Genomic DNA, 24,883 nt, shown 5'->3' on the forward strand with positions numbered 1-24,883 from the left:
CTTATATTTCCTCCAAGAGCCCAGTGAGGTAAGCGAATTGCTTTGGTGACAGAACAATCACCGCGTAACGCGCCGCACGCTCTTCCATGGTGCCAAGAAACTGGCGCTCGTAACCGTCCAATGGCGCGCCGTCGCGGATCGCCGCGACCACGTCCAGAAGGTCGGTGGCGGCGATCCGGTAGCGGTGATCCTGTGTCTGCTTCATCTTGATTCGCGGACGATGCGAAATGTACGCGGTCGGTGGCATTGCGGGTGCGATCAACCGGTCAGCGAAATCGTGCCAATCAAGACCGCAACGGATAAGCAGCCCGCCGATTTTCGACACAGCGACCTGCCGCTCGCCCTCGCTATCGGATGACAGCATCAGAATCAGTTTCCTGAGTCTCATGGCGTCAGCAAGCGGCAGGGGCGGCTGCATCAATCCCTCCGGCCGAAAGGTATGTCGTCGTCAAGGGAATTGAACGACGGGGGCGGCTGGCTGGCAGGTTCCTCGTCGGCAACCGCCCTCACTCTAATTGCGAAGCCCGACTTCATCTCACGGGTTTCGTGGTCCTCCCATTCGATCGGCTCGACCGATAAGGCAATGCGCTTGCCAATCCAGTTTTTGGAGTCCGGACCAAAGGCCTGCCGTAGAACAGCGCCGATAGCTGGTTTGACACGCAGTTTGGGTATTCCGCCGCCAAAACTTATAACCCATTGTGGGTTTTTAGCGTCTTGAAAAGTCTGGAGCGAAATTGAACCGTTTGTTAAGACGAATTCTTTGGTTCTCTGCGCCTCGAGAAGATCGTTTAGGTAAGTTCCGGTGAAGAGATCGGGTAGATAGTCCTGGTCGTAGTTCATGATTGAGATTTCCTTTGCTCGACAAGTGAAACGACCGCCCCTCGACGGAGCGGTCGCGATGCATCAATGGTGTTGGGCTATAGTAACGGTCGACCGGTGTGAGATCGGGCAATTCGGTCCGCTCGTCTTTTTGCGATCGATGCGGCCACGGCAATGATCCGCGAGTTTCGTTGCCTGATCGGCAAGGAAGCGAAGGTGTTTCTCTGTGACCTTGAGGTCACGGCTGCCAATCGTATGAACGACGCGAGCACTTCCGATGTCGAAAACTGCGCGGTAATGGCCGTGCATTTCTAGAAGTGTAAGCATTTGCTTACCTCCCTTGGCTAGCCACACGCTCGAATTCGCCGTACAATATCGTAGTGACACGACGTACGGAGCCGCTGCCGCCTGCGGGCGCGTGGCGGTTTCGTTTATTAGCAGCGATTCAATTCGTTTCAATGCACCTCAATGGGTGCCCTTAACTAGCGGCACTTCGTCGCCCCAGACCTGCCAACCGGCGCGACGGCTACGGGCATATAGTTCGATATATGGACCATTAACGAGGCGCTCGATGCGGGAGGCTACCTCCTCGGGTTTCGCGCTGTGCTCACCCCGAGGCGCCATAAGGACCTGAGCCACGCCCTTATCTTGCCGGCTTGGGGATCCGCGTGTCGCTAGCAGACAATGCTCAACATTGGATCGTGTCCAATAACCCATTCCGGTGGCGGGTTCGCCTTCTTGGGTTGTTTTAACCCACACAAAGCCGACCGTTTTGTATGTAAAGCCCCAGGATTCGATTACCTTGTGGGCGCCACGTAGCTCGGGAGATACAGCCCATAAGAACAGAGCGCAGTCATTTGCTGCCAAATTCTTTACCGTTGGCCCCAGTGCCATAATGCTCGCCAGTGACTGTGTGTCGTAGTGGCGATCGGCGGAACGTTGTTTTCCCTTGCCGCTGTAGACTTCGAATGGCCATGGGGGGTCTGCGTAGATGACCCTCGCGCGGTATCCGGTTCCTGCGAGGGCGGCGAGATCGTCAACTGTGCCACCGCATTCCTTTCGCGCAGCATAGTCTTCCCTCGCGCGTGCAATTCCGAGCTGCTTGAATGCGGGGTCAAAGCGCCCAGTACGATCCATTTCTGCAAGAAGGTGTCTAAACCTTTCGGGCTCATTCCGGGCGGCTTCGCAAACACCTTTAATCTTATCGAGGTTACGCCAAGAGGTTCCACAAATTTCACCAATCTGAGTGCGGATAGCGGGGGGGAATATTCCCGTCCGAGCGTTACGAAAGGCTCCTAACGTTGCCTCACAGAGCTGGCGCAGTTCGTCAATTTCACTCGGGAGCCAGTTCTTTCGGAATAGGTTTTCGGAAATCTCAGCCTGAATCCCATAGGGCAACAAGGCGAATAGGTCTTGGTTAACGATCATTGGTTCCTCCCAAAACCCGAACCGGAATTGTGGGCCATCCCAATATCTTGCAAGCGCGTAGCCGACGCAGGCCGACAATGAGATGGCGTTCCGAAGTTATAAGGATTGGATGTAGCAGGCCGACGGTGCGGATTGAGTTGGCTAGACCGGAAATATCGCCGAGATCACGCCTGATCCGCTCGTCGACTATGATGTCATCTATGGGCAAGGTGTCGTCCATCGTGTCCTCCGACAACAGGTCACGGCTGCCCATTGTGGGGCGGTGGGCAACCTCTTACCTTAATCACCGCAAAGCGCCCCGCGGTCGTTTTTAGGTCAGAGATAGAACCTGGCGTTCCAGCTCTCCTATGCGTTATTAATGCGCCGGCCGATGAGTTAGCTCCTCCGCGCCGGTAGCTCTGAGGTCGAGCGGAACGACTTTGACAGCTTTTGCCTGACCCAGACATCCAACCTATCGGGCCTATAGAAAACCTCGTTGCCGAACTTGTGAAACTCAGGCCCACCCCCCCTCAGTCGCAAGTTACGCAGTGTCACTGGCGAGCGATCCACGCCATGCTTGTCGAGGAGGTATTTGCAGGCGAGCGGCGTTTTCAACAGCGTTGCCGTGCTACCGTCACTGCTCCCCTCTGGGGACTGCGCATCTTGCGGCTTCATGGGTGCCTCCAAGTTATCTGTAGCGACTATGAAGTACGTTCACTTTAGGCGCACGGGGGTATATAACTGTTCACTCAAAGCCTTGCTTGCTTTGCCTTTTTTCGCCTAGCTTTATCCTTGCGATAGGTCACAATCGTATGAATCTTATACGGGCGGGCCCTAGGATTTTTGATCCCAGCGCTTTCGAGAACAGCGAGGGCAAGGGCGACATAGGGACTTACCTTTCCGGGGACTATTTCACCGCTCTTGCGCACCGATTGATATTGGCGAGCGGCAGCCGACCACTTCGGAAAATGACGCCTGAAGATAACGACTAAATGGTCACCGGTTAGCCATCCCATCGGGCTCTCAGGGCCACCCGGTTCAAGCAGCCAAGTTGCAGGCCTCTCAATAAATCGCTGCTTCTTCCATCGATTCGGACGCTGTTGAGTGAGCCTTTCCGCCATTAGTCGGCGAATTATCCGTTCGATGACTTGCAGCGATTGACCATGCGACCGATAGGGCTGCACTTGTTCGCGCCACCAGTTCCCAGCAAGATCAGTTCTGTTCCAAAGGTCGAAGAACGTCTGCCCATCAGGCGATGAGCGTGCAGACCTGATCAACTGTGTGCCCCGGATTCCGTGTGCGGCCCATGGCTGTGAGCGGCTGAGTGATTTCCAGTTCACGAACCACCATAGCGCACGATTTAAGTCGCGGCGGAGTTGGGGCAGATCTAGTTTATCCGGAATCGCCTTCTTCCCTCGCCTGCCCGGTAAATCAATGCTCGCAATGATTGAGACGACGGCCTCGATCGACAAGAAGGGAGGGTATTTCGCATCGGCGTCGGCCGCGGATTTCCGGGCCTTGGCCCGTTCCTGCAACGGTTCGCTTGAAGCCGGCGAGTGGACCCACCGCGGCTTGCAGTCGCGTTGAGTGGTTCTTTGAGCGCTTTCGAGTCGCACGCTCATGAGACCCGTTTCTTCGTTGTCTGCTGGCTACGCGCAGGCTTTCCGGCCAGTGCCGCCGCAATGCCGACGACGACACGGTTGGCCGCTTGCTGGACCGGCGAAGTCTGCAGATGGGCATAGATCGCCGTTGATTGGTGATCGGAATGGCCAAGGATGGCGCCCGTCATGGCAAGCGTTTCGCCGGAAGACACGGATGCCGACCCGAGCGTATGGCGCAGTGTGTGCGGTGTTACGCCGGGCAGACCCGCCCTTTTCACGATCGTGGGCCAGATGCGTTTCGTGCCTTGAAAGTGGCCATCACCCCGTGTCGCGGGAAACACGTATGGTGATCCGCCGTAGCGCGGCAGTGCTGCCAACAACGCCATGGCTGGCGTTGCCAGCGGTCTTACACTCTTGCCGGTCTTGCTTGCTGCAAGTCGTAGGCATGCGAAATCGAAATCGACCTCTGACCACAATAGACCCGCGATCTCGTCGCGGCGGCAGCCGGTGAGTGCCCACAGGCGTGTGATGGCGAGGGCCTTCGGATTTACCCCTTCTGTTTCTAACTCGTCGAGGGCCCTGCCGAGCTGCCGCACCTCTCCCAGATTTAGAAAGCGGGTACGTCTACCGTCGACCTTATTGACCTTCGCCTTTTCACATGGGTTCTGAGAGGCTAGCGGCGGTGTACGGCGCAGCGCAAAAGTGTAGACGGCCGACAACACCCGGACAACTCGGCGGGCTGCGCCTTCGCCACCTCTGACGATGATGCGCTGACGCGGGCCAAACTTCCCGTCCTTGGCGGTCTTACCAGCTGCAATGTCCCGCACCATGCGTTCGATATCGTTGGCCATGACCTCCGAAACGCGCTTGTTACCAAGCAGCGGAACGACATGATGGCGCAGAGCTGCCAGCGTGTACGCCTTATTGCGAGGTGCCAACGGTTTACCGATGTTGACGCCGCGCTGCACAACGGTCCCTTCCCGTTCGTAGAGATCGATTAGGTCCGTGACTTTCAGCTCACGCCGTTTGGAGATTTTGTCGGCCACCGGATCTGTACCTTTGGCGACCTCAGCGAGGGTGGCCTTTGCGGCGGAGCGAGCCTCGTCTGCTGTAAGCACAGCTGTAGGCCCAAGGGTTAGGCGTTTGACCGGAATGCCACGGCCGCCGGGAGCCGGCCGGTACTCGACCTGCCAGCGCTTGTCACCAGTCGGAGCAACGCGGACGCAAAAACCCTTCAACTCGGCGTCGAAAACACGGAAAGGCTTGACGGCCGGCTTGAGTGCGTCAACCGTGCTTTTGATGAGCTTCACTTTTTTGGCAGTCATGGAGAGTCCTTAGTCTGGTATGTCCGTGCGGATTGCGTCGTTACTGGGTCGTCACCGGAGGGAGATTTACGAGTGATGCTTAACTACCTCTCAACGACGCAAAATGCAATAATACTAGCGGTTTAATGATATTTAGAGACGTACAGAAACTTGCGGAAATCCGTAGTAACATCATTCGTAATGATGGGGTCGCGTGTTCGAGTCACGCAAGCGGCACCAGTTTCTCCTCGCCGCGCTTCTGTTGCACACGATAATCACGTTCAATTTATCGAGCGCCTTCTATCAAATCGCCGCGTGCTCTGGCTTCATGCACGAACAACAGGGGGCGGAGTTCGGCATGCGCCATTTTCCACGGTCGATCATGGCGCTGATTGCGGGTTTCCTATTGGTGTTGGGCCTGATTGGCGCCGCCGCGGCCCCCACTGGAAACGCTGCGTCGGCCGCGGCCGGCACCAGAAATGCAGAACCGGCGGATTTTGGCTTCCCCCTTCCAAACCCGGAACCGACCTTGCCATTCGAAATCGATCGTTTTGCGCCACCGGCATTTGCCGCCGGCGCCGGCGCGCCCGCAATTGCGGAAATCTCGCGCACTGCCGGCCCCGATGAAATCATCTCGATGACGGGTGTCGGGCTGGACAAGCAAACCGGCTTTGGAATTTTCGCGCAGGCGCCCACCGCAATCGAGGGCAACCTCTCCTCGTCCAAGCCGCTACGCGCCGATGCGAGCGCAGCAACACTGCTGCTCCCCGCCTCCCTGCCGGCATGGTCGATGTATCTCGTTTGGCCGGAACGCGACGGCGCGCGCGGCAGGCCCTTTGCCGTCAACCGTACCGAAGCCTGGTGGCTCGGCCCGAACAATACGACGGCAGGGACGGCCATTTCGCTCTACGGACGCAACCTTGCGCATATGAACGGCACGTCGACTGCCTTTATCTACATCAAGCCTGCGAACGCGCCCGGCCTGTTCGTCGCCCCCATATCCGTCAACCCCTTCCGGGTCGAATTCAAGGTCCCGGATCTCGTGGCTGGCTCCTACGAAGTCTGGGCTCATAACGGCCATGGCGGCCGCTTCGGCTGGAGTGGGCCGCTGCCGCTGCAGGTTCTCGGCAAGTCGCCCTGGGCGGGACAGGAAGCGCGTATCCTTGATGTAAAATCGTTTGGCGCGACAGGCAATGGCACCAGCGACGATACCAGCGCTATCAATGAGGCGCTCGAGGCAGCAGCAGCAAGCGCGCCCGCAACGGTGCATCTTCCGGCCGGGACCTATCGCGTGTCTTCCGCGCTGAGCGCGCCAGACAATGTCCGTTGGCTTGGCGACGGCCTGGACCAGACCGTCATAAGGCTCGATGCCGATACGGGCGCGAGCATGATCGACCAGGCGGAGCGCAATGTGCAGTTCGAACGGCTGACCTTCGACGCCAATGGCAATACCGGCTCGAAGCCGCTCATGAACCTCGGCGCCGTCTCCAACTTGCGGCTGCAATCGGTGCGGCTCATTGCATGGAACATTCCGGCGCTGGAAACGGACCGTTCGTCCGGCATCTACATCGATGGTTCCGAGCTCATCGAGAATGGATCATTCTATGGCAGCAGCAACCAGCTGTTCATGACCAATAACCGGTTCCGCATGACCGGCTATGGCGAATCGGTTGTTGCACTTTGGGGCGGCCGCGACTTTTCGATGATCGGCAACGATCTTGCCAATGCCGATGAGACCCGCGACGACGGCCACGGCATCGGCCGTTTCTTCGTCGCGCAGGGGCATTTCGGCAACCTCCGTAACATGTATTGGGAGGGCAATCGCTCCCACAATGCCGCGCCGCACGACTGCGATACCGTCGATTGCAACAAGGGCGAACAGATCTGCTTCGAAATGGTCGGCAGTGAGCTCAAGGATGGCTTAATCGGAGCGACGCCGACCAGCGTGACGCTCGCAGGGTTGGCTGCACCCGATGAGCGGAGCGGCCGCGATCTGGTGATCGTCGGCGGCGCTGGCGCAGGGCAACGTCGCCATATCGTTAACGTGAAAGCCAACACGGCGATGTTGGACCGACCCTGGAACGTCGTTCCCGACCGGTCGAGCCGGTTTGCATTCGCCGCCACCGCATCGCAGATCGCCATCTACAAGAACAGCTTCGAAGGCCGCGCGAGCTATGCCGAGCACGACTCGGATTCGACGGCGGTCCTGCTCTACGGCAATGTTTACGATGCAGTGGTGGACAGCAATCGGATTTCGCAAATGCGCCACGCCATGATGACCGTCGCATTGACGTCAACGTCGGGCCTCAGCCCCTACTTCCTGCAATATTCGAACAACACCATCTCCGACAGCAATAGTGGGCTTTATGTCGGAACGACATTCACGGATGCAGGAACAGCCGGGGTCTGGGGCGGTCTCGGCAATATCTACCGCAACAACACGTTCGATCGGCTTGCCCATATCGGCGTCGAATACGAAAGCTGGAGCTACGAGGGCGCCGACTATAATGGCACGGTGTTCGAGAAGAACAGGTTCACCAACCTTCCCTTCGGGTTCATCGATGGCTTCCGCCTGATGTGGACCTATAATGGAAATTTTAAGGAAGCGCCGCCGCGCAGTTCGCGCAAATACAATACCATTCTATATCGCAACAGCTTTGATCGCGGGTCCGCACCCCTGCAGCGCAGCGTCGGTTTCAAGTCGTTGCAGCCGGCCAACACATGGCTGAATATCGATTCCACCTGGACCGGCTTTGCTGCCGGCAATAGCGGTCCATCCCAGTGAGACCTAATCCGAAAACAGCGGCTGACGCTGGAAGTTTTTCCAATCGCTCAGCAATTGATCTGCCTTGCCGATTTGATAGCAGCGCTGCCAGCCTGCCACGGCACCAATCGCGCGGTGAACGCCGGGATCGGTCGTTGCCTCGGTGAGCTGGTGCAGCAGTTCGCGTGACGTTGCGATATCGTTTTCGGCGCCAAGGGAATCCTGCAAATGCGAGAGGCGCTTCAGATACTTGCCCGTCGCTCCATGACCGGCATAGAGCGGCAGGAAGAACTCCAGCGCATAGCGCAGCTTTTTCAGCGTGATTCGCACTTTGTGCCTTTGCCCGGGCTCCAAATGGCGGAAATGACGGCCAAGCTTGAGCGCCTTGCGCTCGATGCGGCCAAGGACGCGCGCACCAAGCTTGCCCACCGGCTCCGACAGGATGCCAAGCGTTCCGGCGCTGATGTCATTGCGCCAGTTGCGCTGCTCGATCACGAGACCGAGTGAAAGCAGGAAGCGATTGACGCCCGGCGAGGCGAGCACTTCACGCACCTTCACATAGGCCTCGTCCCTGAATGGATGCGCAGCCATCCTCAGGCCGGAAAAGTCGATATCTTCGAGTTCGACCGCCTCGAGGTTGGCGATGGTCGATGAGATGAACACCTCCCAGTTGCGGGCAGGTCCAAGATTGCTGGCAAGCTGCTTGGCTTCGGCTTCGAGTGCAGCCAGCGCCGGGGCGCCGATTTCGTGGCACAGCAGCCAAAGCAATGTGCGCAGCCGGCGAAGTCCCACCCGCAACTGGTGGACGCCGTCCGGCACTTCGGAGAGCTCGGCCGGAACGAGATTGGCGAGTATCTGCTGGTGGCAATTGGCCAGGAGAGCCGCGATGGCATCGTCAACAATGTCGTCGCGGCCGATCCCGGACTGCGTTGCCTTGAACGCCTTGGGCGTCTTGATGCAGGCGAGTGCATAGCCACGATCCGATTTCGTCTGGACGCCGAGCCGGAGCGGCTCGGTTTCCATGAGGCTGAGGCCAAGTTCATAAAGTGCCGCTGGGCGCCCCTGCTTCAGCTCGAGTTCCACTTCCGATATCGGCTGTTGCCAGGCGCCTGCCTCGACTTTCCCGTCATCGAAGGCGACCTCGATCTGGGCGCCCGGAACGTCGACCATGAGCGCGTGCCGGCGCACATTGGTGGCGAATGCAGGAACGAGCGATTGCGGATCGAGCTTGTCGAACGGGGGGCCGATTTCCAGAAGCGGCAACGAGCCCAGATCGGGGGCCATCGCATGGACTGGCGATTCCCATTCGTGGCGCGACAGGGTTCCGTTGGAAGCCGTGCGCTTGACCGTCTGGGTGAAGCTTCGGCCGGTGCGCCTGACGCGCAATGTCAGTCCGGCGTCGAACAATGCATGCTCTGGCGTGTCGAAGTAGATCGCGTCGAGCCGGCGGATGATCCCCTTATTCCGGGCGGATAGCCGCTGCAAGGCACTTTCGCGAAAGGCAGCGAATCGTTCGACTGCCACGAGCAGTTTCAATTCGGTCTCGACCGGCGGCTTCTGCTCACTGGTGTGAGGTTTATCGGTGATTGCTTCCACGCTTGCCACTTTCACGCCTTTTGGACCAAAACTAAACATATCACCGGTTGAACGACAATGCCGCATACCTCCGGTTGCAACTCACTTGCCTAAAGCCGACGACCCATTATATGTTGTCACCGACAACATTGAGGTCCAGCCATGAATGCCATCGAAGAATTCCGACAGTTCAACCGATTTTTCACCAAGGAGATCGGCCTGCTCGACAAGCACCTGCTGGCCAGCGATTATACGCTCGCCGAGGCGCGCGTGCTCTACGAACTCGCTAATAATGGCGAGCAGACCGCGGCAGAGCTCGGTCGCAGCCTCGGTATGGACAAGGCGCACCTCAGCCGGATCGTCGCCCGATTTGCCAAGCGCAAGCTCATTGGTGTGCGCGTCAGTCCCGCACACGGCAAGCACCGCTTGATCGCTTTGACTCCGGCAGGAAAGAAAGCGTTCGCCGCGCTGGACCTCGGCTCGCAACAACAGATCGAAGGGCTGCTGGCGCCACTCGCTGCAGACGCGCGCACGCGGCTCGTCGCCGCGATGCGCCATATTCATGCGCTTCTCGATTCAAGCGAGGCACAGCGAAATGCCGTCACCTACCGTGGCCTGCGGCCGGGCGATATCGGCTGGATCATCCACCGGCAGATGGCGCTTTATCATGCCGAGTATGGCTGGGACTGGACCTATGAGGGGCTTGTTTGCGACATCCTCGGCAAGTTCGTCGCGCATTTCGATCCGGAGCGGGAGGCTGCATGGGTGGCCGAACATAATGGCGCGATCGCCGGGTCGATCTTCCTCGTCAAAGGCGACGAAGAAGGCGTTGCCAAGCTGCGGCTGCTCTATGTCGAGCCTTCCGCACGTGGCTTGGGCATTGGCCGGGAACTCGTTGCAATGTGCCTTGAAGAGGCGCGGGCCAAGGGATACCGCCAACTCAAGCTCTGGACCAACGACATACTGGTTTCAGCACGCCGCATCTACGAAGCTGCCGGCTTCCGGTTGATCGATGAGGAGAAACACCATTCGTTCGGCCACGACCTCATCGGGCAGACTTGGATGCTGGAACTCCAACAGGACTGACCGCCAAACCGAGCACCCGGGCCGCTTTCACAACAAATTGAGGGCAAAGCCCAAATTTTTGCAGGCTAAGGCAAGCTGTCATCTTTTTATTGCCTAGCATCATTGTTATATGCACCAATGTAATAAGCACCCTTATGAAATGCTTTCACACCCATGAACAACACAAAGACCCTTGGCTTCCTGCTGCACGACGTCGCGCGCCTGCTACGCAAGCGCTTCGAACAGCGTGCGAAGCATCTCGGATTGACGCGGTCGCAGTGGCAGACGCTGGCATACCTTGCCAATAATGAAGGTATCCACCAGGCGGGACTTGCCGAGATACTCGAAATCGAACCGATCACGCTTGTCCGCATTCTCGACAAGCTCGAGGAGCGTGGCCTGGTCGAGCGCCGCCGGCATCCGACGGATCGGCGCATATGGCTGCTCTTCCTGCGCGACGAGACCCGCCCGCTTCTCGCCGATATGCGCGTGATTGGAGAAGCTACGCGGGGCGAGGCACTCGCCGGCGTTTCGGTGGAAGACCGCGATCACCTCATCCGCACCCTTACCCTTATGAAGACGAACTTGATCGACGCATGCCAGACGCCGGTCGATGACAGAGAGAAAAATCATGGCTGATGGTTCACCTTCCATGCGCATTCCCGCCAATTCGGATCAGGCCCCTGCTCCTTCACAGCGCAGCGACACAGTCCTTGAACAGCGCGACACCACAATCGAAACGCCAGCAATCCCGGTGACCAAGGAAGAGCCGCCAGCACCGGTCCGGCCGCGCCGCAGCCTGAGACGGCCGCTCCTGTTCGCGGTGCTGCCGATCTCCGTGATCGCGGGCAGCTATTTCTACGTTACTGGCGGCCAGGTCATGTCCACGGACAATGCCTATGTGCAGGCCGACATGGTCGGTGTTTCGACCGATGTTTCCGGAATGGTGCAGTCGATCGAGGTTCACGACAACCAGATGGTCAAACAAGGCGACGTGCTCTTCCGGCTCGATCCGAGCGCCTATGAAATCGCCCTTGCGGGCGCGAAGGCGCAGCTTGGTGTCGTCCGCAACCAGATCCTGAACCTCGCGGCGAGCTACAAGCAATCGCTCGCCGAAATCACGCAGGCGGAGACCGACGTCCCATTCTACAACAAGACACTGCAGCGTCAGCAGGATTTGACCGCAACTGCGGCGGTTTCCAAGGCTGCCTATGACAAGGCCAAGCTCGACCTCGACGCCGCCCAGCAGAAAGTGGACGTTGCCAAGGCGGAAGCTGCTGCCACGCTGGCACAGCTCGGCAATGACCCGAACCAGCCGGTCGAACAGAATCCGTCCTATCTTCAGGCTCAGTCGGCTGTGGACAATGCCCAGCGCAACCTCGACCGCACCATCGTGCGCGCGCCGTTTGACGGTATTGTCACCAATGTTTCCGCGCTGCAGGTCGGCGCCTATCTGCAGGCGTCGCAGGCCGGATTCAGCCTGGTCTCGACCACGCATATGTGGGTTGCCGCCAGCCCGAAGGAAACCGAACTTACCTATGTTCGCGAGGGCCAACCGGTGACGATCAGTGTCGACACCTATCCGGGCGTCGAGTGGAAGGGCAAGGTTGCCAGCATCAGCCCGGCATCGGGATCAAGCTTCTCGCTTCTGCCTGCCCAGAATACTTCGGGCAACTGGGTGAAGGTCGTTCAGCGCATTCCCATGCTCGTCAGTATCGACGACCTTTCCGGCAAGCCGCCGCTGCGCGTCGGCATGAGCGTCACCGCTGACGTCGAAACCGGCCACGCCCGCGGCATGCCTAAATTCATCTCAGATCTCTTTGGGGGCTTTGGTAGCAAGAACCATGGCTAACACTGTCGCGCTTTCAGGTCCGGCCCCCGTGGTGGCGAACCGCGGGGCAATCACGGCCTGCGTTATCCTCGCCGTGATCATGCAGGCGCTGGATACGACGATCGCCAACGTTGCGCTGCCCTATATACAGGGCAGCGTCTCGGCGAGCGCCGACCAGATCAATTGGGTTCTGACGTCCTATATCGTCGCCGCCGCCATCATGACGCCGCCTTCAGGGTTCCTCGCGGCGCGCTTCGGCCGCAAGAATGTGCTGCTGACGGCGATTGTCGGCTTCGTCGTTGCATCGGTCCTGTGCGGGCTCGCCCAGACGCTGCCGCAAATTGTAGTCTTCCGCCTGATGCAGGGCCTGTTCGGCGCCGCACTGGTGCCGCTCTCCCAAGGCATTCTCCTCGACATCTACGAAGTGCACGAGCGCGGCAAGGCGATGGCGCTCTTCGGCGTCTCGGTCATGGTCGGTCCAGTGCTTGGCCCCGTCATCGGCGGCTGGCTCACCGACAATATCAGCTGGCGCTGGGTGTTCTATATCAACGTGCCCATCGGTATGCTCGCCTTCTTCGGCATCGTCGCCTTCGTCTCCGAGACCAAGCGCGACATCGGCGCCAAGCTCGACTGGTTCGGCTTCGGCATGCTCAGCCTTGCGATTGCCACGCTGCAGCTCTTCCTGGACCGCGGCGAGCAGCTGAACTGGTTCTCCTCCGGCGAAATCCAAGTTGAGGCGCTGATCAGCGCCGGCGCCTTTTATCTTTTGCTCGTGCATACGTTCACGGCGAAGAAATCCTTCGTCAATCCCCGCCTTTTTCTCGACCGGAACTTCTCCGTCAGCATGTTCTTCATCTTCGTCATCGGCGTCACCTACCTCGCTTCGCTCGCCCTGATGACGCCCTATCTGCAGACGCTGATGGGTTATCCCGTCATTACCGCCGGCATCGTCATGGGCCCGCGTGGTGTCGGCACGATGATTTCGATGTTCATCGTCGGGCGCCTGATCGGCAAGATCGACACGCGTGCCTTGCTGATCTTCGGCTTTTCTCTGACCGCCTGGGCCATGTACGACATGACCGGCTGGACACCCGATATTTCACAATGGACGATCATTTCGGTCGGCTTCATCCAGGGTGCCGGGCTCGGCTTCCTGTTCGTGCCCTTGACGACGATCGCCTTTGCCACCCTGCCCGCCCATATGCGCGGCGAGGGTACGGGCCTCTACAATCTGTCGCGAAATATCGGATCGAGCGTCGGCATCGCCATTGTCTCGGCGCTGTTGACGGAGAACGTCCAGATCAACCACGCCTCCATCGCCGCCTATGTGACGCCGTTCAATCATGCCTTCAATGCACCGGCCGTGATGCAGCATCTCGACCCGATGAAAGCCGCCGGCCGCGCCGCGCTTGACGGCATGATCACCGAGCAGGCGACGATCATCGCCTATATCGATGATTTCAAGCTGTTGATGATCATGTCGATCATCTCCATTCCGCTGGTAATGCTGCTGCGCAAGCCCGGTTCGGATGCGGCCCCGCCGGACCACAGCGCCGTCATGGAATGACCTTGCCGAAGCTGCAGATGCCCTATCAAGCAGGCTTCAGGTCGCCAAGCAGTGTCGGAATGAGCTCCGACACTGTTGGATGGATCGGCACCGACCATTTCAGCTGCGGATAGCCGACATCGGCATTCATCGTGTCGAGTATACCGTGTATCGCTTCGTCGCCGCTGGTGCCGAGAATCGCCGCGCCGAGAATCTTTTGCGTTTCGGCGTCCGCTATCACTTTCATGAAGCCCAGCGTTTCATCCCTTTCTACAGCGCGCCCAACACGCGTCATCGGACGCTTTGATACGAGGATGGGTCGGCCAGACGCGCGGGCCTGGCTCTCGGTCACGCCGACGCGGCCAAGCGGCGGATCGATATAAAGTGCATAACCTGGAATACGCTCGCTGACCTTCCGGTTCTCACCGTCCAAAAGATTGGCCGCGACGATTTCATAGTCATTATAGGCCGTGTGGGTAAACGCTCCGCGTCCGTTGCAATCGCCGAGCGCCCAGATGCCATCGACGTTTGTCGCAAGATGATCATCGACCTTGATAAAGCCGCGCTCGTCCAAGGCGACGCCCGCCTTGTCGAGGGCAAGGTCATCCGTGTTGGGACGGCGGCCGATTGCCATCAGCACGTGCGACCCAACGACGCTCGGCGCGCCATTTGTGCAATCCACGCCGACCTCGACGCCGTTCGGATGCGGCTTGAACGATATGCACTCCGCATTGAGCCGCATGGCGATGCCTTCGGCCTCGAGAATATCCTTTATGGCGTCGGAGACGTCCTCGTCTTCGCGGCTGACAAGGCGCGGTCCCTTTTCGACCACCGTCACCTTGGAGCCAAATCTTCGGTACATCTGCGCAAATTCGAGGCCGATATAGCTGCCGCCAACGACGACCAGATGTTCGGGCACCTCATCCAGTTGAAGGATCGAGGTGTTGGTAAGGTACTCGATATCGTTGATCCCGGGCATGTCAGGTATGTTTGCCCGTCCGCCCACATTGAGGAAGATGCGGGGCGCAGTGAACGTTTCGCCGCCGATTGCGATTTCGTGTGGAGCAGTGAAGCGCGCGTGGCCCTCGATCACCGTACAGTTTTCCATGCCGCGCAACCATTTTTCGACGCCGGTGCGCGCGTTGTAGGAGACCGTGTCGGCTCGCTGCTTCACCCGCTTCATGTCGATACTAACTTCGGCGCCGACCAATATGCCAAAGTCGGCGGCGCGCCGGGAAAGGTGGGCAGCGTAAGCGCTGGCGACGAGGGTTTTGGTCGGCATGCACCCGGTGTTGACGCAGGTGCCGCCGAACAGCTTGCGCTCGACCATCAGCACTTTCATCCCGGCTCCAGTGAGCCGGCCGACAAGCGATGGGCCAGCTTGTCCTGCCCCGATGACGATGGCGTCGAATGGCTTGCTCATGCCGGAACCTCCCTTGCCTGCGTGCTTTAAAAGCGATGGATAATACAATTTTGCGCGAAGCATAGATCAGCGGCGTTTCAGCGTCACGTGCGGTGCGCGCAACGGGGGAAGAATTCGGCAATCATTTGAACCGCCAGGTGAATGGATGGTTCAGCCAGCGTTCAGATGCCCTTGTCTAGTTTCAAGCGGTCACTGGGGAAATTTTGTCATGCTTGTTCAACGTCTTGGCATCGTATTTGCCATTTTCCTTGTCTTCGCATTGGGGTTTGGTAGCTTTATCAATTACACGAAGTCGGGGCGCATCGCGCATCCGGACATGCACGGTAACCTTGTCTATCGTCAGGGCTAAGCGATCAGCTGCGCTTCTTGTTGCGGGTTTCGGCGATGTCGAGTTGTTCCAGCAAGTCGAGGAATTGCTTGGGCATCTTCTTTTCGACCCTGGCGGCGCTTGTCGTGCGGATAGCGTGCTGGAATTCCGGGCGCTGAAGCTGGTCGCGGACGACGCTTGCCGTAGGATGAGGCTTAGCCACTCGTTTTCCAGTCATAATACTTCCAATCGGCTCTGAAGCTGGCGCCATCATTTTCACTCCATGCTTCGACATCCATGACCCTATAAAGGGGTCGGAAGGCTTTTGTTTCAAATCCTATGGGTCTATGGTCAATAAATGCTGAATATGACCGGCGGGACCGGAATCCGAGCCGCATTCGCTCTTCAGCTTGCCATCGTATTTTAATGATTGGATGCGGAACTCTAACGGAAAAGCGGCGTTGTCCTCCAAACATTAAAGGATATGCCAATGTTGATACGTGTCGGTTATGAGATTGCCATTAGGTGCAACCAGCCCACTCCAATGACCACCTATCTCAATCTCGAATCGGCGCGGACTGCCGACATAAAGTGCGAGAATGGCCCGGTGGCAAGCCCGGACGTGAAGCTTGAAAAATTCAAGGATCTGTTCGGCAATACCGCTATCCGCCTTCTCGCTCCGGCTGGAAATCTCACCTTGACTTATGATGCCGTGGTCAAGGATGATGGCCTGCCGGATCCGGTTCATGAAGATGCTGTCGAGATCACGGTCGACAAGCTTCCGACCGAATGCCTCGCCTACCTTTCCGCCAGCCGCTACTGCGAGACGGACGAGTTGAGCCAGCTTGCGTGGAACCTTTTCGGCCATATAAAGCCGGGCTGGACCCGCGTTCAGTCGATCTGCGACTACGTCAACCAGCGGCTAACCTTCAGCTATGGCTTTGCCCGCTCGACACGCACCGCGGCCCAGGCACATGAGGAACGGGTTGGCGTTTGCCGTGACTTCGCCCATCTTGCCGTTGCGCTTTGCCGCTGCATGAATATTCCGGCACGCTACGTGAACGGCTATATGGGTGATATCGGTGTGCCGGCCGACCCGGCGCCAATGGATTTCAACGCCTGGATCGAGGTTTTCCTCGGCGACAGGTGGCACACGTTCGACGCCCGTCACAACCAGCGTCGCATCGGGCGCATCGTGGTCGCGCGCGGCCGCGACGCCGCCGATATTCCGTTGATCCATACGTTCGGACCGCATGAGTTGACCAATTTCAAGGTCTGGACGTTCGAGGAGCACGACCCTTCCTTCAACCGCCAGCGCTTCGATAAAGTGTCGTTGCTGACCCCATGGTTCAGCCCGCGCTGGTCGCGCCTGTCGCGTGCCATCCGCGAGCGCAGCGAAGCCGAGCCGACGCTTTAGCGTCGGTTCCCTTGTAATGAATTCGACTGAATGAGCGCGTTTGCCACATTTCGCAGCGCGCATTTCATTGCTGCTTTGCGGTAAGCCCTTTAAATGACCTGAAAATCTGTTTCGATTTGCCATGCCACAATCCAGCGATTACGATTCTCGCCGTCGCTGGAGCAATAATAATGAAGAGGAACACCTCCATGGCTTTCGATAACCCTCTGAATCCAATGTACTCTCAAGATGACTGGGACATCATGCAAGCAGCCTACGACAAGGCCGCTGCGACGCTCGTGGTCAAGTCCAGTTCGGATGAAGAGGCGAAGGTCATTGCCGAAACCGTAATGACGGCTTTCAACCGCGGCAATCGCGATATCAATTCGCTTGCCGCGCTGGCGGTTGTGATTGCGGTGAACTCGCATCCAACGGTCAGCGGGACCAAGGATGGCACCGAGCAGCGCGTCGCATAATGCCTTCAAGCCCACCTTGGGTAGAGCGCGCTACTAATTGCAACTTTGACTTTCAACGCAGTTTCCGGCTATCAGGCTGCGAGGAATCTTGCAGCCGAGGCCGAGAATGAAATTCATGACCCTTGCCACTTTGCTCAGCAGTCTCGTCTTGAGCGCCTGCGGCGGTGGAACCTATGCGTCCTGGTCGCCGCGGCCGCCGGATGTGGCCCAGTCAAGCCCGGTCGATTGCCAGCGCGGCATCGGCATCTGCCCTGGCGCTTACGGGCGCGCGGGCCAAATGCGCCGGAACATGTAGCCCTTAAGCCAAGAAGCTATCCCGGAACAGTCGGTTCAAATCCGCCACAACGGCTGCCGCATCATGTCCATTCATGAGCCCAGCATTGATACGGTCGGACGCCTTCTGCTGAAATGCCATGTAGCCATTGTGCCGGGGTCTGACCCAAGCGGACTCGAGTGTCCTTCGGGTTGCGGCATAAAAATCGGTCGTTGCGGCATTTACCGCAGCATCCTCCCAGGCCGCGGCGTGGCCCGGTTGCCCGCCGGCCGCGGCATAGGGACCGCGCTGAACATCGCCGCTTGCGATCCAATAGGCAAAGTCGCTCGCGGCATCGCGATGCGCAGAAAATGCGGAAACGGCAATGCCGGTACCGCCAAGCGCTGATCCAATAGGACCATTTCCACCCGCATCTGCGATGTCGGCGAAAGCAATCAGCGAGGGCCTGAAACCTTCGATCGCATAACTGACATAGCCGTAAATCAATGGCGAACAGGCAATGTCCGCCTCCGGTAGCGCCATCCGTTCGAGCACGGCGATCGGATCCATATCATAGCAGGCGGGATCGATCAGCGCTGAAATCTCGCGCATCATCTCGAATGTCCTGGCACCCGCCTCTGGTGCTACGAGGTCACCGAATGTGGTCGCGCAATGCGAACCCAGATTGGCGCAGAGCGTATAGAACGTCATCAGCGTATGCGGCGGGCGCAGCGGCAGCAGCACCTTGCCTTCGCGAGCGAGCCGCATCACCTCTGCCCATGTCGTTGGCGGCCGGTCGAGCAGGTCCGAGCGCCACGCCAGAACCTGGCTCGCCGTATCAATGGGGAACGCCCATTGGCGATCCTGCCAGCAATAGCTCTGGTAGGATTGTCCGACGCTGCCGGTCATGAGCGCGTTCCGCTCAGCCTCACGGCCCGGAACATCCAGCGGGTGGAGGCAGTTCTCCGCGGTGATCTGCCCGACATGCGGATGATCGATCACGATCAGATCGTAGGCGCGGGCAAGCTCATCCACGGGAAAGGATTCGAAATCCTGCAGCGAGCGTTTTTCCCACTGGACGGTTACGCCGGACTTCTCCTTCCAGAGCTGCGAGCAAGCCACCATCGGGTCATAGCCGCGCGGATGGCTCCACGTCATCCCCTTGAGAACAATGTCGCTCACAGCCCGAATTCCTTGCGAATGCGGTCGCTATGCTCACCGATCCGTGGCGCAGCCCGATCGAACTTGGCGCGCTTGCCATTGACGCGGATCGGCGACCTCGTTGTCTCGATCGACACATTGTCTTCGCGCTCGACCGTCTGCAGCATATCGAGCACCTTGAACCCTTCGCTTTGCAGGAGCTCTTCCCAGTTGAGCACCTTCGCGCACCATATATCTGCAGGCTCGAGTATGGCGAGCCAGTGATCGGTTGGCTCGGTCGCCAGCTTCTCCGCGATAATGCGTTTGATCGCATCACGGGCCGTAAACCAGGTTGCAGGCTGATCGCGGTAGGGAGCAAGCGCATCGAGACCAAGGAGATCCGCGAGCTTCGGCAAAGGTGTCATGGCGAGCGCGAGATAGCTGTCTTTCGTCTGATAGACGCCATAGGGTGCCGAAAGATAGGCGTGCGCGCTGCGGAAATCGGAGCGTTTCGGCAATCGGCGCCCATCGTTGAGGTGTGTTGTCAGCACCTCGAACTGAAAATCGATCAGTGATTCCATCAGGCTCGTCTCGATATGGGCGCCCTCGCCGCTGATCCCCCGCCGCACCAGGGCCGCGAGGATACCCTGCACGATCGCCGCCCCCGCAAGCATGTCGCCGACGGCGAGGCCGAAGGGCACAGGTCCCTGGCTTTCATCGCCGTTGAGCCACATCAGGCCGGAACGCGACTGCGCCAGCAGGTCCTGACCCGGACGCGACACCCATGGCCCCTCCTCGCCGTAACCGCTGATGCTGGCATAGACCAGACGCGGGTTGATCGCCTTTACTGCCTCATAATCGAGGCCCAGCCGCTGGATGACGCCGGGCCTGAAGTTCTGGATGAGCACATCGGCACGCGCGAGCAACGCCTTCAGCGCCTTAAGGTCAGCCTCGTTCTTCAAATCGATCGCGAGGCTTTCCTTGGCGCGGTTGATTGCATGGAAAATCGTCGAATCCCCGCCGATTTCGGTGTCGCTGAGATAAAGGCGCCGTGAAAGGTCGCCCCCATCGGGCCGCTCGATCTTGATGACACGCGCGCCAAGATCCATCAGGCGCAGGGAGGCATAGGGTCCCGACAGAAACTGGCTCATATCGACGACAAGCAGGCCTGTCAGGGGCAATTCGTTCGCAGTCATTATTTTTCGGTCTTTCCAACAAAATCAGCAGGATTCTTGTATTTCACCGTTTGCAGGTGTTCGCAGTAGAGGACGAGCTCGCCCTCATTCTTGAAGACTTCATAGCTGGCCCGGATAAGGCCAAGGTCCTTGTAGCGCGGCCGTTTGTCGAGGTTGGTGCGGATCGTATAGATCGTGTCGTTCAGGAAGACGGGCTTGATAAACCGCAGCTTGTCATAGCCGTACGAAAAAGCGTTGATGCAATTGGTGGCTACCAGGCCGAGGCCAGCGGAAAAGACGAACGCACCTGCGACCAGACGCTTGCCGAACATGCCCTCGCTTTCCGCGAACATCTGGTCCTGGACATAGGGATGGATGTCGGTGACGAGGACGTTGAAGAGGTGGCTGTCGCTTTCGGATATTGTCCTCCGCAGCGATCGTATCTTCTGACCAACAGGCCAATCCTCATAATACCAGTTTTCCGCGTTCCATACGGGCAGCGCTGCATGGGCCTCCGGCATGTTTCTTGGATGCGTCGAGGATACGCCGACTGTCGGCGTAAAGCCAGTCAATGCCGCACGCTTTCAACGTGCGGATTGCGCCAGTTGCGTCCCATGATTGCCTCCCATATCTTCTCTTGTGAATAATATTTTCACATATGAGTGGAAATGGCAAGCGGTCTGGCTTATGATCCTTTGAAAATTCCCTTGCCCAAAAGGTGCTCGCGGTCGTGCGGCGCATCGAAATTCTGGACCGGCCCAAGCGGAACAATGAGTGTCGGGTTGATGTGGGCAATCGAATAGTAGCCGGCCTTGATGTGGTCGATCTTTACCGTCGTGCGCACGTCCTGCCACTGGTATAGTTCGCGCATATAGTTGGAAAGGTTGTGGTAATCGGCGATCCGGCGAATATTGCACTTGAAGATGCCATGATAGGCAGCGTCAAACCGCACAAGCGTTACAAAAAGGCGCCAATCCGCTTCAGTAAGATATTGCCCGGCGAGATAGCGATGATCGGCAAGATGCGCCTCGATCTTGTCGAGGGCCTTGAACACGCTTCCGGCGGCATCTTCATAAGCCGACTGCGATTTGGCAAAGCCGGCGCGATAGACGCCATTATTGACATTGTCACAGACGAGCCCGTTCCAGCGGTCGATTTCCGCGCGGAGAGGTTCGGGATAGAAATCCTGGTGGTCGCCGGTGAGTTCGTTGAATGCCGTATTGAGGATGCGGATAATGTCGGCTGACTCGTTATTCACGATCCGCCCTTCCTTGCGGTCCCAAAGCACCGGAACGGAAACCTTGCCGGTATAGTTGGGCTCGCTCGCCGTATAGAGCTGGTGCAGATAGCGAATGGGCGGCGCCTTCGGCCCTGCGTCCTGCGGGTCCGCGAAGGTCCAGCCATTTTCGCCAATTGCCGGCTCCGCGACAGATATCCGGATGATTTCGCGCAACCCCTTCAAACTGCGGAAGATCAGCGTGCGCGAAGCCCAGGGGCAGAGGTAAGAGACAAAAAGCTGATAGCGTCCGGGTTCGGCAGGCAGACCGGGTTGGCCGGACGGACCCGGCGCGCCATCCGGCGTAATCCAGCTATGGAAATGCGTCGCCTCACGGTGGAACGCGCCATCCTTCATTTCGCTGGCGGCAACGTCGCCCTTGACCCATTCTCCATTCACCAATGCCGGCATGTGCTAAATCCTGGTCTTCTGTTGAAAAGACCAAGATTGCACGTCGCGCATGCGTTTCCTACCGGCGCCGCTTTGACAGACTGTATTCCGGCAAGGAACAGTGGCTGCTAACCGGTTACCGCGCCTTCGCTTGCCGATTTCGCCAACTGTGCGAATTTGGCGAGGACACCGCGCGTATAACGCGGCGGTGGCTGCTTCCAGCTGCTGCGCCGGCGTTCGATTTCGTCGTCGCTGACCTCGAGTTGCAGCAACTGCTTATGCGCATCGATGGTGATAGTGTCGGCTTCCTCGACAAGCGCGATGGTGCCGCCTTCGAAGGCTTCCGGCGTCACATGCCCGACCACCATGCCCCAGGTTCCGCCCGAAAAGCGCCCATCCGTAATGAAACCAACGCTTTCTCCGAGGCCCCGACCGATGATTGCCGATGTGGGTGCCAGCATTTCCGGCATGCCTGGACCGCCGCGCGGGCCAAGGTAGCGCAGCACAAGGACATCGCCCGGTTTGATTTTGTCGGAGAGTATGGCGTCCATCGCCGATTGCTCGTCGTCGAACACCCGTGCAGGTCCCTTGATGACGGGATTTTTAAGCCCAGTGATCTTGGCGACCGCTCCGCCCGTTGCAAGGTTGCCCTTGAGGATCGCAAGATGGCCCTCACTGTAGAGTGCCTTGGCGATCGGCCGGATGATGTCCTGGCCCTCGGGGGGCGCGTCCGGAACATTGGCGAGTTCTTCGGCCAATGTGCGCCCCGTGATGGTCAGGCACTCGCCGTGCAACAGGCCAGCATTCAGCAACAGCTTCAGGACCTGCGGTATGCCGCCGGCCTTGTGCAGGTCGACCGCCATGTACTGGCCGGAGGGACGCAGGTTGCACAGGACCGGAACCTTGCGGCGCACGCGCTCGAAATCGTCGAGCGTCCATTCGACTTCCGCAGCATGGGCAATGGCAAGAAAATGCAGGACGCCATTGGTGGAGCCGCCTGTCGCCATGATCAATGCGACCGCATTTTCGATGGACTTGCGGGTGATGATGTCGCGAGGGCGAATATTCTTGCGCACCGCCTCGATGAGCACCCGCGCTGATTCCGCCGTGCTGTCGATCTTCTCCGCGTCCGGATTCGCCATAGTCGACGAATACATCAGCGACATGCCGAGCGCCTCGAAGGCCGAACTCATGGTGTTGGCCGTATACATGCCGCCGCATGAGCCCGTCGACGGGCAGGCATGACGCTCTATGCCCTCGAAATCCTCCTCGCTCATCTTGCCGGCCATGTATGAGCCCACCGCCTCGAAGGCCGAGACGATGGAAAGATCCTTGCCCTTCCATCTGCCGGGCTTGATCGTACCGCCATAGACATAGATTGCCGGGACATTGGTGCGGGCAATGGCAATCATGCCGCCCGGCATGTTCTTGTCGCAGCCGCCGATGACGAGCACGCCATCCATCCACTGGCCGTTGACGCACGTCTCGATGCAGTCGGCGATAACCTCGCGCGATATCAGCGAATATTTCATCCCCTCGGTGCCCATGGCCATGCCGTCGGAAATGGTCGGCGTGCCGAACAGCTGCGGATTGCCGCCTGCCGCTTTTACTGCGGCGACGGCCGCATCGGCGAGCGGCTGCAGGCCGGCATTGCAGGGAGTAATGGTCGAATGGCCATTGGCGATGCCGATCATCGGCTTGGCGAAGTCTGATTTTTCATAGCCGAGCGCATAATACATCGCGCGGTTCGGCGACCGCGCTATACCCTCGGTGATGTGCTTGGAACGCTCATTGGCTGCCATGGCCGCACCTCCTGTTCAGGCAAGCGATTTGACGCTCCTTGAGGACGGCTGTCAAACGGCAGACCGGCAATGTGCGATGGCATTAGCGGATCGCAGCAACCACCGCCTTGTCCGGGAAGCATGTGGCCGCCATGCCCTGCTTCGATTGCCAATCTCCAATCGAGCGGCGCGTCTTGAACCCTGGAAATCCGTCGGCACCGCCAGCGTCGTAACCCTTTTTCTCCAGCGCCCGTTGCAGGGCCGCAATGTCGGACCGGTAGAGCCCGCCGACATCGCCCCACCCTGCGGTAAAGTTCGCGGCGCCATTCGCGATGCGGTCGCTTACATGGCCGATGAACAGCGCATAGAGATCGCTCTTATTGTACTCCTTGAGTACGTAGAAATTCTTCGTGACGATGAATGCAGGGCCGTGCCTTCCGGCCGGCATCAGCAGAAACCCTTCGCCCTTGGCCTCCGCCGCAGGAAATGGCCTGCCATTGACACGCTTGATGCCAAGCTTTCCCCAGGTGCTGAAGGGCTTGCCCTGGTCGGGACCTTCCAGTGCGCAACTGACACTCTCGGGGACGGTCACCTCATAGCCCCAGTCACGGCCGCGCTGCCAGCCATATTGGGCAAGGTAGTGCGCGATCGACCCCAGCGTATCGGGCACCGAGTTCCAGATGTCGCGCTTGCCGTCGCCGTCGAAATCAACGGCATGCTCGAGGTAGGACGTCGGCATGAATTGCGGCTGGCCAAGGGCTCCTGCCCAGGAACTCTTCATGCTGCCGGCGCCAATATAGCCTTTCTCGACGATTTCAAGCGCAGCAAGCAGTTCCTTGCGGAACATATCCTTGCGCGTTGCGAGGAAGGCCTTGGTCCCCAGGACGGCAAAGGCATTATACGGAATCTTGACGCTGCCAAAGCCGCTTTCGCGGCCCCATATGGCGAGGACAATCTCGCCCGGCACGCCGTATGTCTTTTCGACTGATTGCAATATCCGTGCATATTGGCCAGCACGCGCCGTCCCGCCGGATGTTACGTTGTTGACGGTCTTGTCGTTGAAGTACTTTCCGGGGGAGCCGAATTCGCTCTGTGCCTGCTTTTGCGGTGTCTGCGGCTTCTCTCCGGGCATGACAAGGTCGGGCAGGTCGAAGTTAAGCGTCACGCCTTTGAAGGCCTGGTCAAATGTCGCCCTCGATATCCCCTTGGCCTTGGCTTCCGGCCACAGATCGTTGTCCAGCCATTGTTGGAACTGGGCTTCTACCTGAGGCCTGGACGCAGCGAGGCCTGCCGGCGTGTAAAGCATGACGATCAGTCCGATCAGCGCCCAGAGGGCATTCATCCATGGGCGCAT

24 protein-coding genes are annotated in these 24,883 nt (G+C 58.8%); 9 read left to right on the top strand and 15 right to left on the bottom strand.

The window, feature by feature from the left end:
* Position 1: 1 nt before the first annotated feature.
* The 6 genes from BR48_RS0105540 to BR48_RS23910 form a co-directional block, all read right to left on the bottom strand.
* Entirely contained in the window at positions 2–364 is a 363-nt protein-coding gene (locus BR48_RS0105540; protein ID WP_155810815.1) for a hypothetical protein, read from the bottom strand.
* Positions 365–417: 53 nt separating this feature from the next.
* Positions 418–840, bottom strand: coding sequence for a hypothetical protein (locus BR48_RS0105545; protein ID WP_027230387.1), 423 nt, complete (start codon positions 838–840; stop codon positions 418–420).
* A 63-nt stretch (positions 841–903) separates the two neighbouring features.
* The gene (locus BR48_RS26140; protein WP_155810816.1) at positions 904–1,146 is read right to left on the bottom strand and encodes a hypothetical protein; all 243 of its coding nucleotides are present in this window, start codon (positions 1,144–1,146) and stop codon (positions 904–906) included.
* Positions 1,147–1,284: 138 nt separating this feature from the next.
* A complete protein-coding gene (locus BR48_RS0105555) occupies positions 1,285–2,247 on the bottom strand; it encodes an MT-A70 family methyltransferase (protein ID WP_245273350.1) in 963 nt (320 codons plus the stop codon).
* 728 nt (positions 2,248–2,975) lie between these two features.
* The gene (locus BR48_RS0105570; RefSeq protein WP_027230390.1) at positions 2,976–3,848 is read right to left on the bottom strand and encodes a hypothetical protein; all 873 of its coding nucleotides are present in this window, start codon (positions 3,846–3,848) and stop codon (positions 2,976–2,978) included.
* Complete coding sequence (locus BR48_RS23910) at positions 3,845–5,152, bottom strand: site-specific integrase (protein ID WP_051614594.1); 1,308 nt, start codon at positions 5,150–5,152, stop codon at positions 3,845–3,847. Before BR48_RS23910 ends, BR48_RS0105570 begins: the two co-directional genes overlap by 4 nt.
* A gap of 193 nt (positions 5,153–5,345) precedes the next feature.
* Here BR48_RS23910 and BR48_RS23915 point away from each other — a divergent pair, with 193 nt between their 5' ends.
* Positions 5,346–7,916, top strand: coding sequence for a glycosyl hydrolase family 28-related protein (locus BR48_RS23915; protein ID WP_245273351.1), 2,571 nt, complete (start codon positions 5,346–5,348; stop codon positions 7,914–7,916).
* 3 nt (positions 7,917–7,919) lie between these two features.
* Here BR48_RS23915 and BR48_RS23920 read toward each other — a convergent pair whose 3' ends face one another.
* On the bottom strand, positions 7,920–9,491 hold the full coding sequence (locus tag BR48_RS23920; protein WP_051614596.1) for a CYTH and CHAD domain-containing protein: 1,572 nt from the start codon (positions 9,489–9,491) through the stop codon (positions 7,920–7,922).
* A 141-nt stretch (positions 9,492–9,632) separates the two neighbouring features.
* Between BR48_RS23920 and BR48_RS0105595 the strand changes: the two genes are divergently transcribed.
* From BR48_RS0105595 to BR48_RS0105610, 4 genes are all read left to right on the top strand, one after another.
* Positions 9,633–10,556, top strand: a complete 924-nt coding sequence (locus BR48_RS0105595) for a bifunctional helix-turn-helix transcriptional regulator/GNAT family N-acetyltransferase (protein WP_027230391.1) — start codon at positions 9,633–9,635, stop codon at positions 10,554–10,556.
* A gap of 153 nt (positions 10,557–10,709) precedes the next feature.
* Positions 10,710–11,174 (top strand): MarR family transcriptional regulator, encoded by a 465-nt coding sequence (locus BR48_RS0105600; RefSeq protein ID WP_027230392.1) that lies wholly within the window; start codon positions 10,710–10,712, stop codon positions 11,172–11,174.
* The gene (locus BR48_RS0105605; protein WP_027230393.1) at positions 11,167–12,387 is read left to right on the top strand and encodes an HlyD family secretion protein; all 1,221 of its coding nucleotides are present in this window, start codon (positions 11,167–11,169) and stop codon (positions 12,385–12,387) included. Before BR48_RS0105600 ends, BR48_RS0105605 begins: the two co-directional genes overlap by 8 nt.
* Positions 12,380–13,933 carry an MDR family MFS transporter gene (locus BR48_RS0105610; RefSeq protein WP_027230394.1) on the top strand — a complete coding sequence of 518 codons (1,554 nt, stop codon included), beginning with the start codon at positions 12,380–12,382 and terminating at the stop codon, positions 13,931–13,933. Before BR48_RS0105605 ends, BR48_RS0105610 begins: the two co-directional genes overlap by 8 nt.
* Positions 13,934–13,958: 25 nt before the next feature.
* Here the strand turns inward: BR48_RS0105610 and BR48_RS0105615 are convergent, their stop codons facing one another.
* Positions 13,959–15,335: an FAD-containing oxidoreductase gene (locus BR48_RS0105615; protein ID WP_027230395.1), complete on the bottom strand. Its 1,377-nt coding sequence runs from the start codon at positions 15,333–15,335 to the stop codon at positions 13,959–13,961.
* A gap of 208 nt (positions 15,336–15,543) precedes the next feature.
* Between BR48_RS0105615 and BR48_RS26145 the strand changes: the two genes are divergently transcribed.
* The gene (locus BR48_RS26145) at positions 15,544–15,684 is read left to right on the top strand and encodes a hypothetical protein (protein WP_153666448.1); all 141 of its coding nucleotides are present in this window, start codon (positions 15,544–15,546) and stop codon (positions 15,682–15,684) included.
* A gap of 4 nt (positions 15,685–15,688) precedes the next feature.
* On the opposite strand, the gene BR48_RS26150 is transcribed toward BR48_RS26145, so the two are convergent.
* Positions 15,689–15,865: a hypothetical protein gene (locus BR48_RS26150; RefSeq protein ID WP_153666449.1), complete on the bottom strand. Its 177-nt coding sequence runs from the start codon at positions 15,863–15,865 to the stop codon at positions 15,689–15,691.
* Positions 15,866–16,132: 267 nt separating this feature from the next.
* On the opposite strand from BR48_RS26150, the gene BR48_RS0105630 reads away from it, so the two are divergent.
* The 3 genes from BR48_RS0105630 (at position 16,133) to BR48_RS0105645 (ending at position 17,809) form a co-directional block, all read left to right on the top strand.
* Positions 16,133–17,059 carry a transglutaminase family protein gene (locus tag BR48_RS0105630; protein ID WP_027230396.1) on the top strand — a complete coding sequence of 309 codons (927 nt, stop codon included), beginning with the start codon at positions 16,133–16,135 and terminating at the stop codon, positions 17,057–17,059.
* Positions 17,060–17,247: 188 nt separating this feature from the next.
* Positions 17,248–17,514 carry a hypothetical protein gene (locus BR48_RS0105640; protein WP_027230397.1) on the top strand — a complete coding sequence of 89 codons (267 nt, stop codon included), beginning with the start codon at positions 17,248–17,250 and terminating at the stop codon, positions 17,512–17,514.
* Positions 17,515–17,620: 106 nt separating this feature from the next.
* On the top strand, positions 17,621–17,809 hold the full coding sequence (locus BR48_RS0105645) for a hypothetical protein (protein ID WP_027230398.1): 189 nt from the start codon (positions 17,621–17,623) through the stop codon (positions 17,807–17,809).
* Between the two features lie 3 nt (positions 17,810–17,812).
* Here the strand turns inward: BR48_RS0105645 and BR48_RS0105650 are convergent, their stop codons facing one another.
* The 6 genes from BR48_RS0105650 to BR48_RS0105675 form a co-directional block, all read right to left on the bottom strand.
* A complete protein-coding gene (locus BR48_RS0105650) occupies positions 17,813–18,925 on the bottom strand; it encodes an extracellular solute-binding protein (RefSeq protein WP_155810853.1) in 1,113 nt (370 codons plus the stop codon).
* 20 nt (positions 18,926–18,945) lie between these two features.
* Positions 18,946–20,106: a CaiB/BaiF CoA-transferase family protein gene (locus tag BR48_RS0105655; protein WP_027230400.1), complete on the bottom strand. Its 1,161-nt coding sequence runs from the start codon at positions 20,104–20,106 to the stop codon at positions 18,946–18,948.
* A complete protein-coding gene (locus BR48_RS0105660; RefSeq protein WP_027230401.1) occupies positions 20,103–20,654 on the bottom strand; it encodes a MaoC family dehydratase in 552 nt (183 codons plus the stop codon). The genes BR48_RS0105655 and BR48_RS0105660 overlap by 4 nt, the downstream gene beginning before the upstream one ends.
* Positions 20,655–20,767: 113 nt before the next feature.
* Positions 20,768–21,769, bottom strand: a complete 1,002-nt coding sequence (locus BR48_RS0105665) for a glutathione S-transferase family protein (protein ID WP_027230402.1) — start codon at positions 21,767–21,769, stop codon at positions 20,768–20,770.
* Positions 21,770–21,876: 107 nt separating this feature from the next.
* Entirely contained in the window at positions 21,877–23,550 is a 1,674-nt protein-coding gene (gene ilvD, locus BR48_RS0105670; RefSeq protein ID WP_027230403.1) for a dihydroxy-acid dehydratase, read from the bottom strand.
* Positions 23,551–23,632: 82 nt separating this feature from the next.
* Complete coding sequence (locus BR48_RS0105675; RefSeq protein ID WP_155810854.1) at positions 23,633–24,883, bottom strand: lytic murein transglycosylase; 1,251 nt, start codon at positions 24,881–24,883, stop codon at positions 23,633–23,635.

This window comes from Phyllobacterium sp. UNC302MFCol5.2 (assembly GCF_000686005.1).
GTDB classification, from domain to species: Bacteria; Pseudomonadota; Alphaproteobacteria; order Rhizobiales; family Rhizobiaceae; genus Phyllobacterium; species Phyllobacterium pellucidum.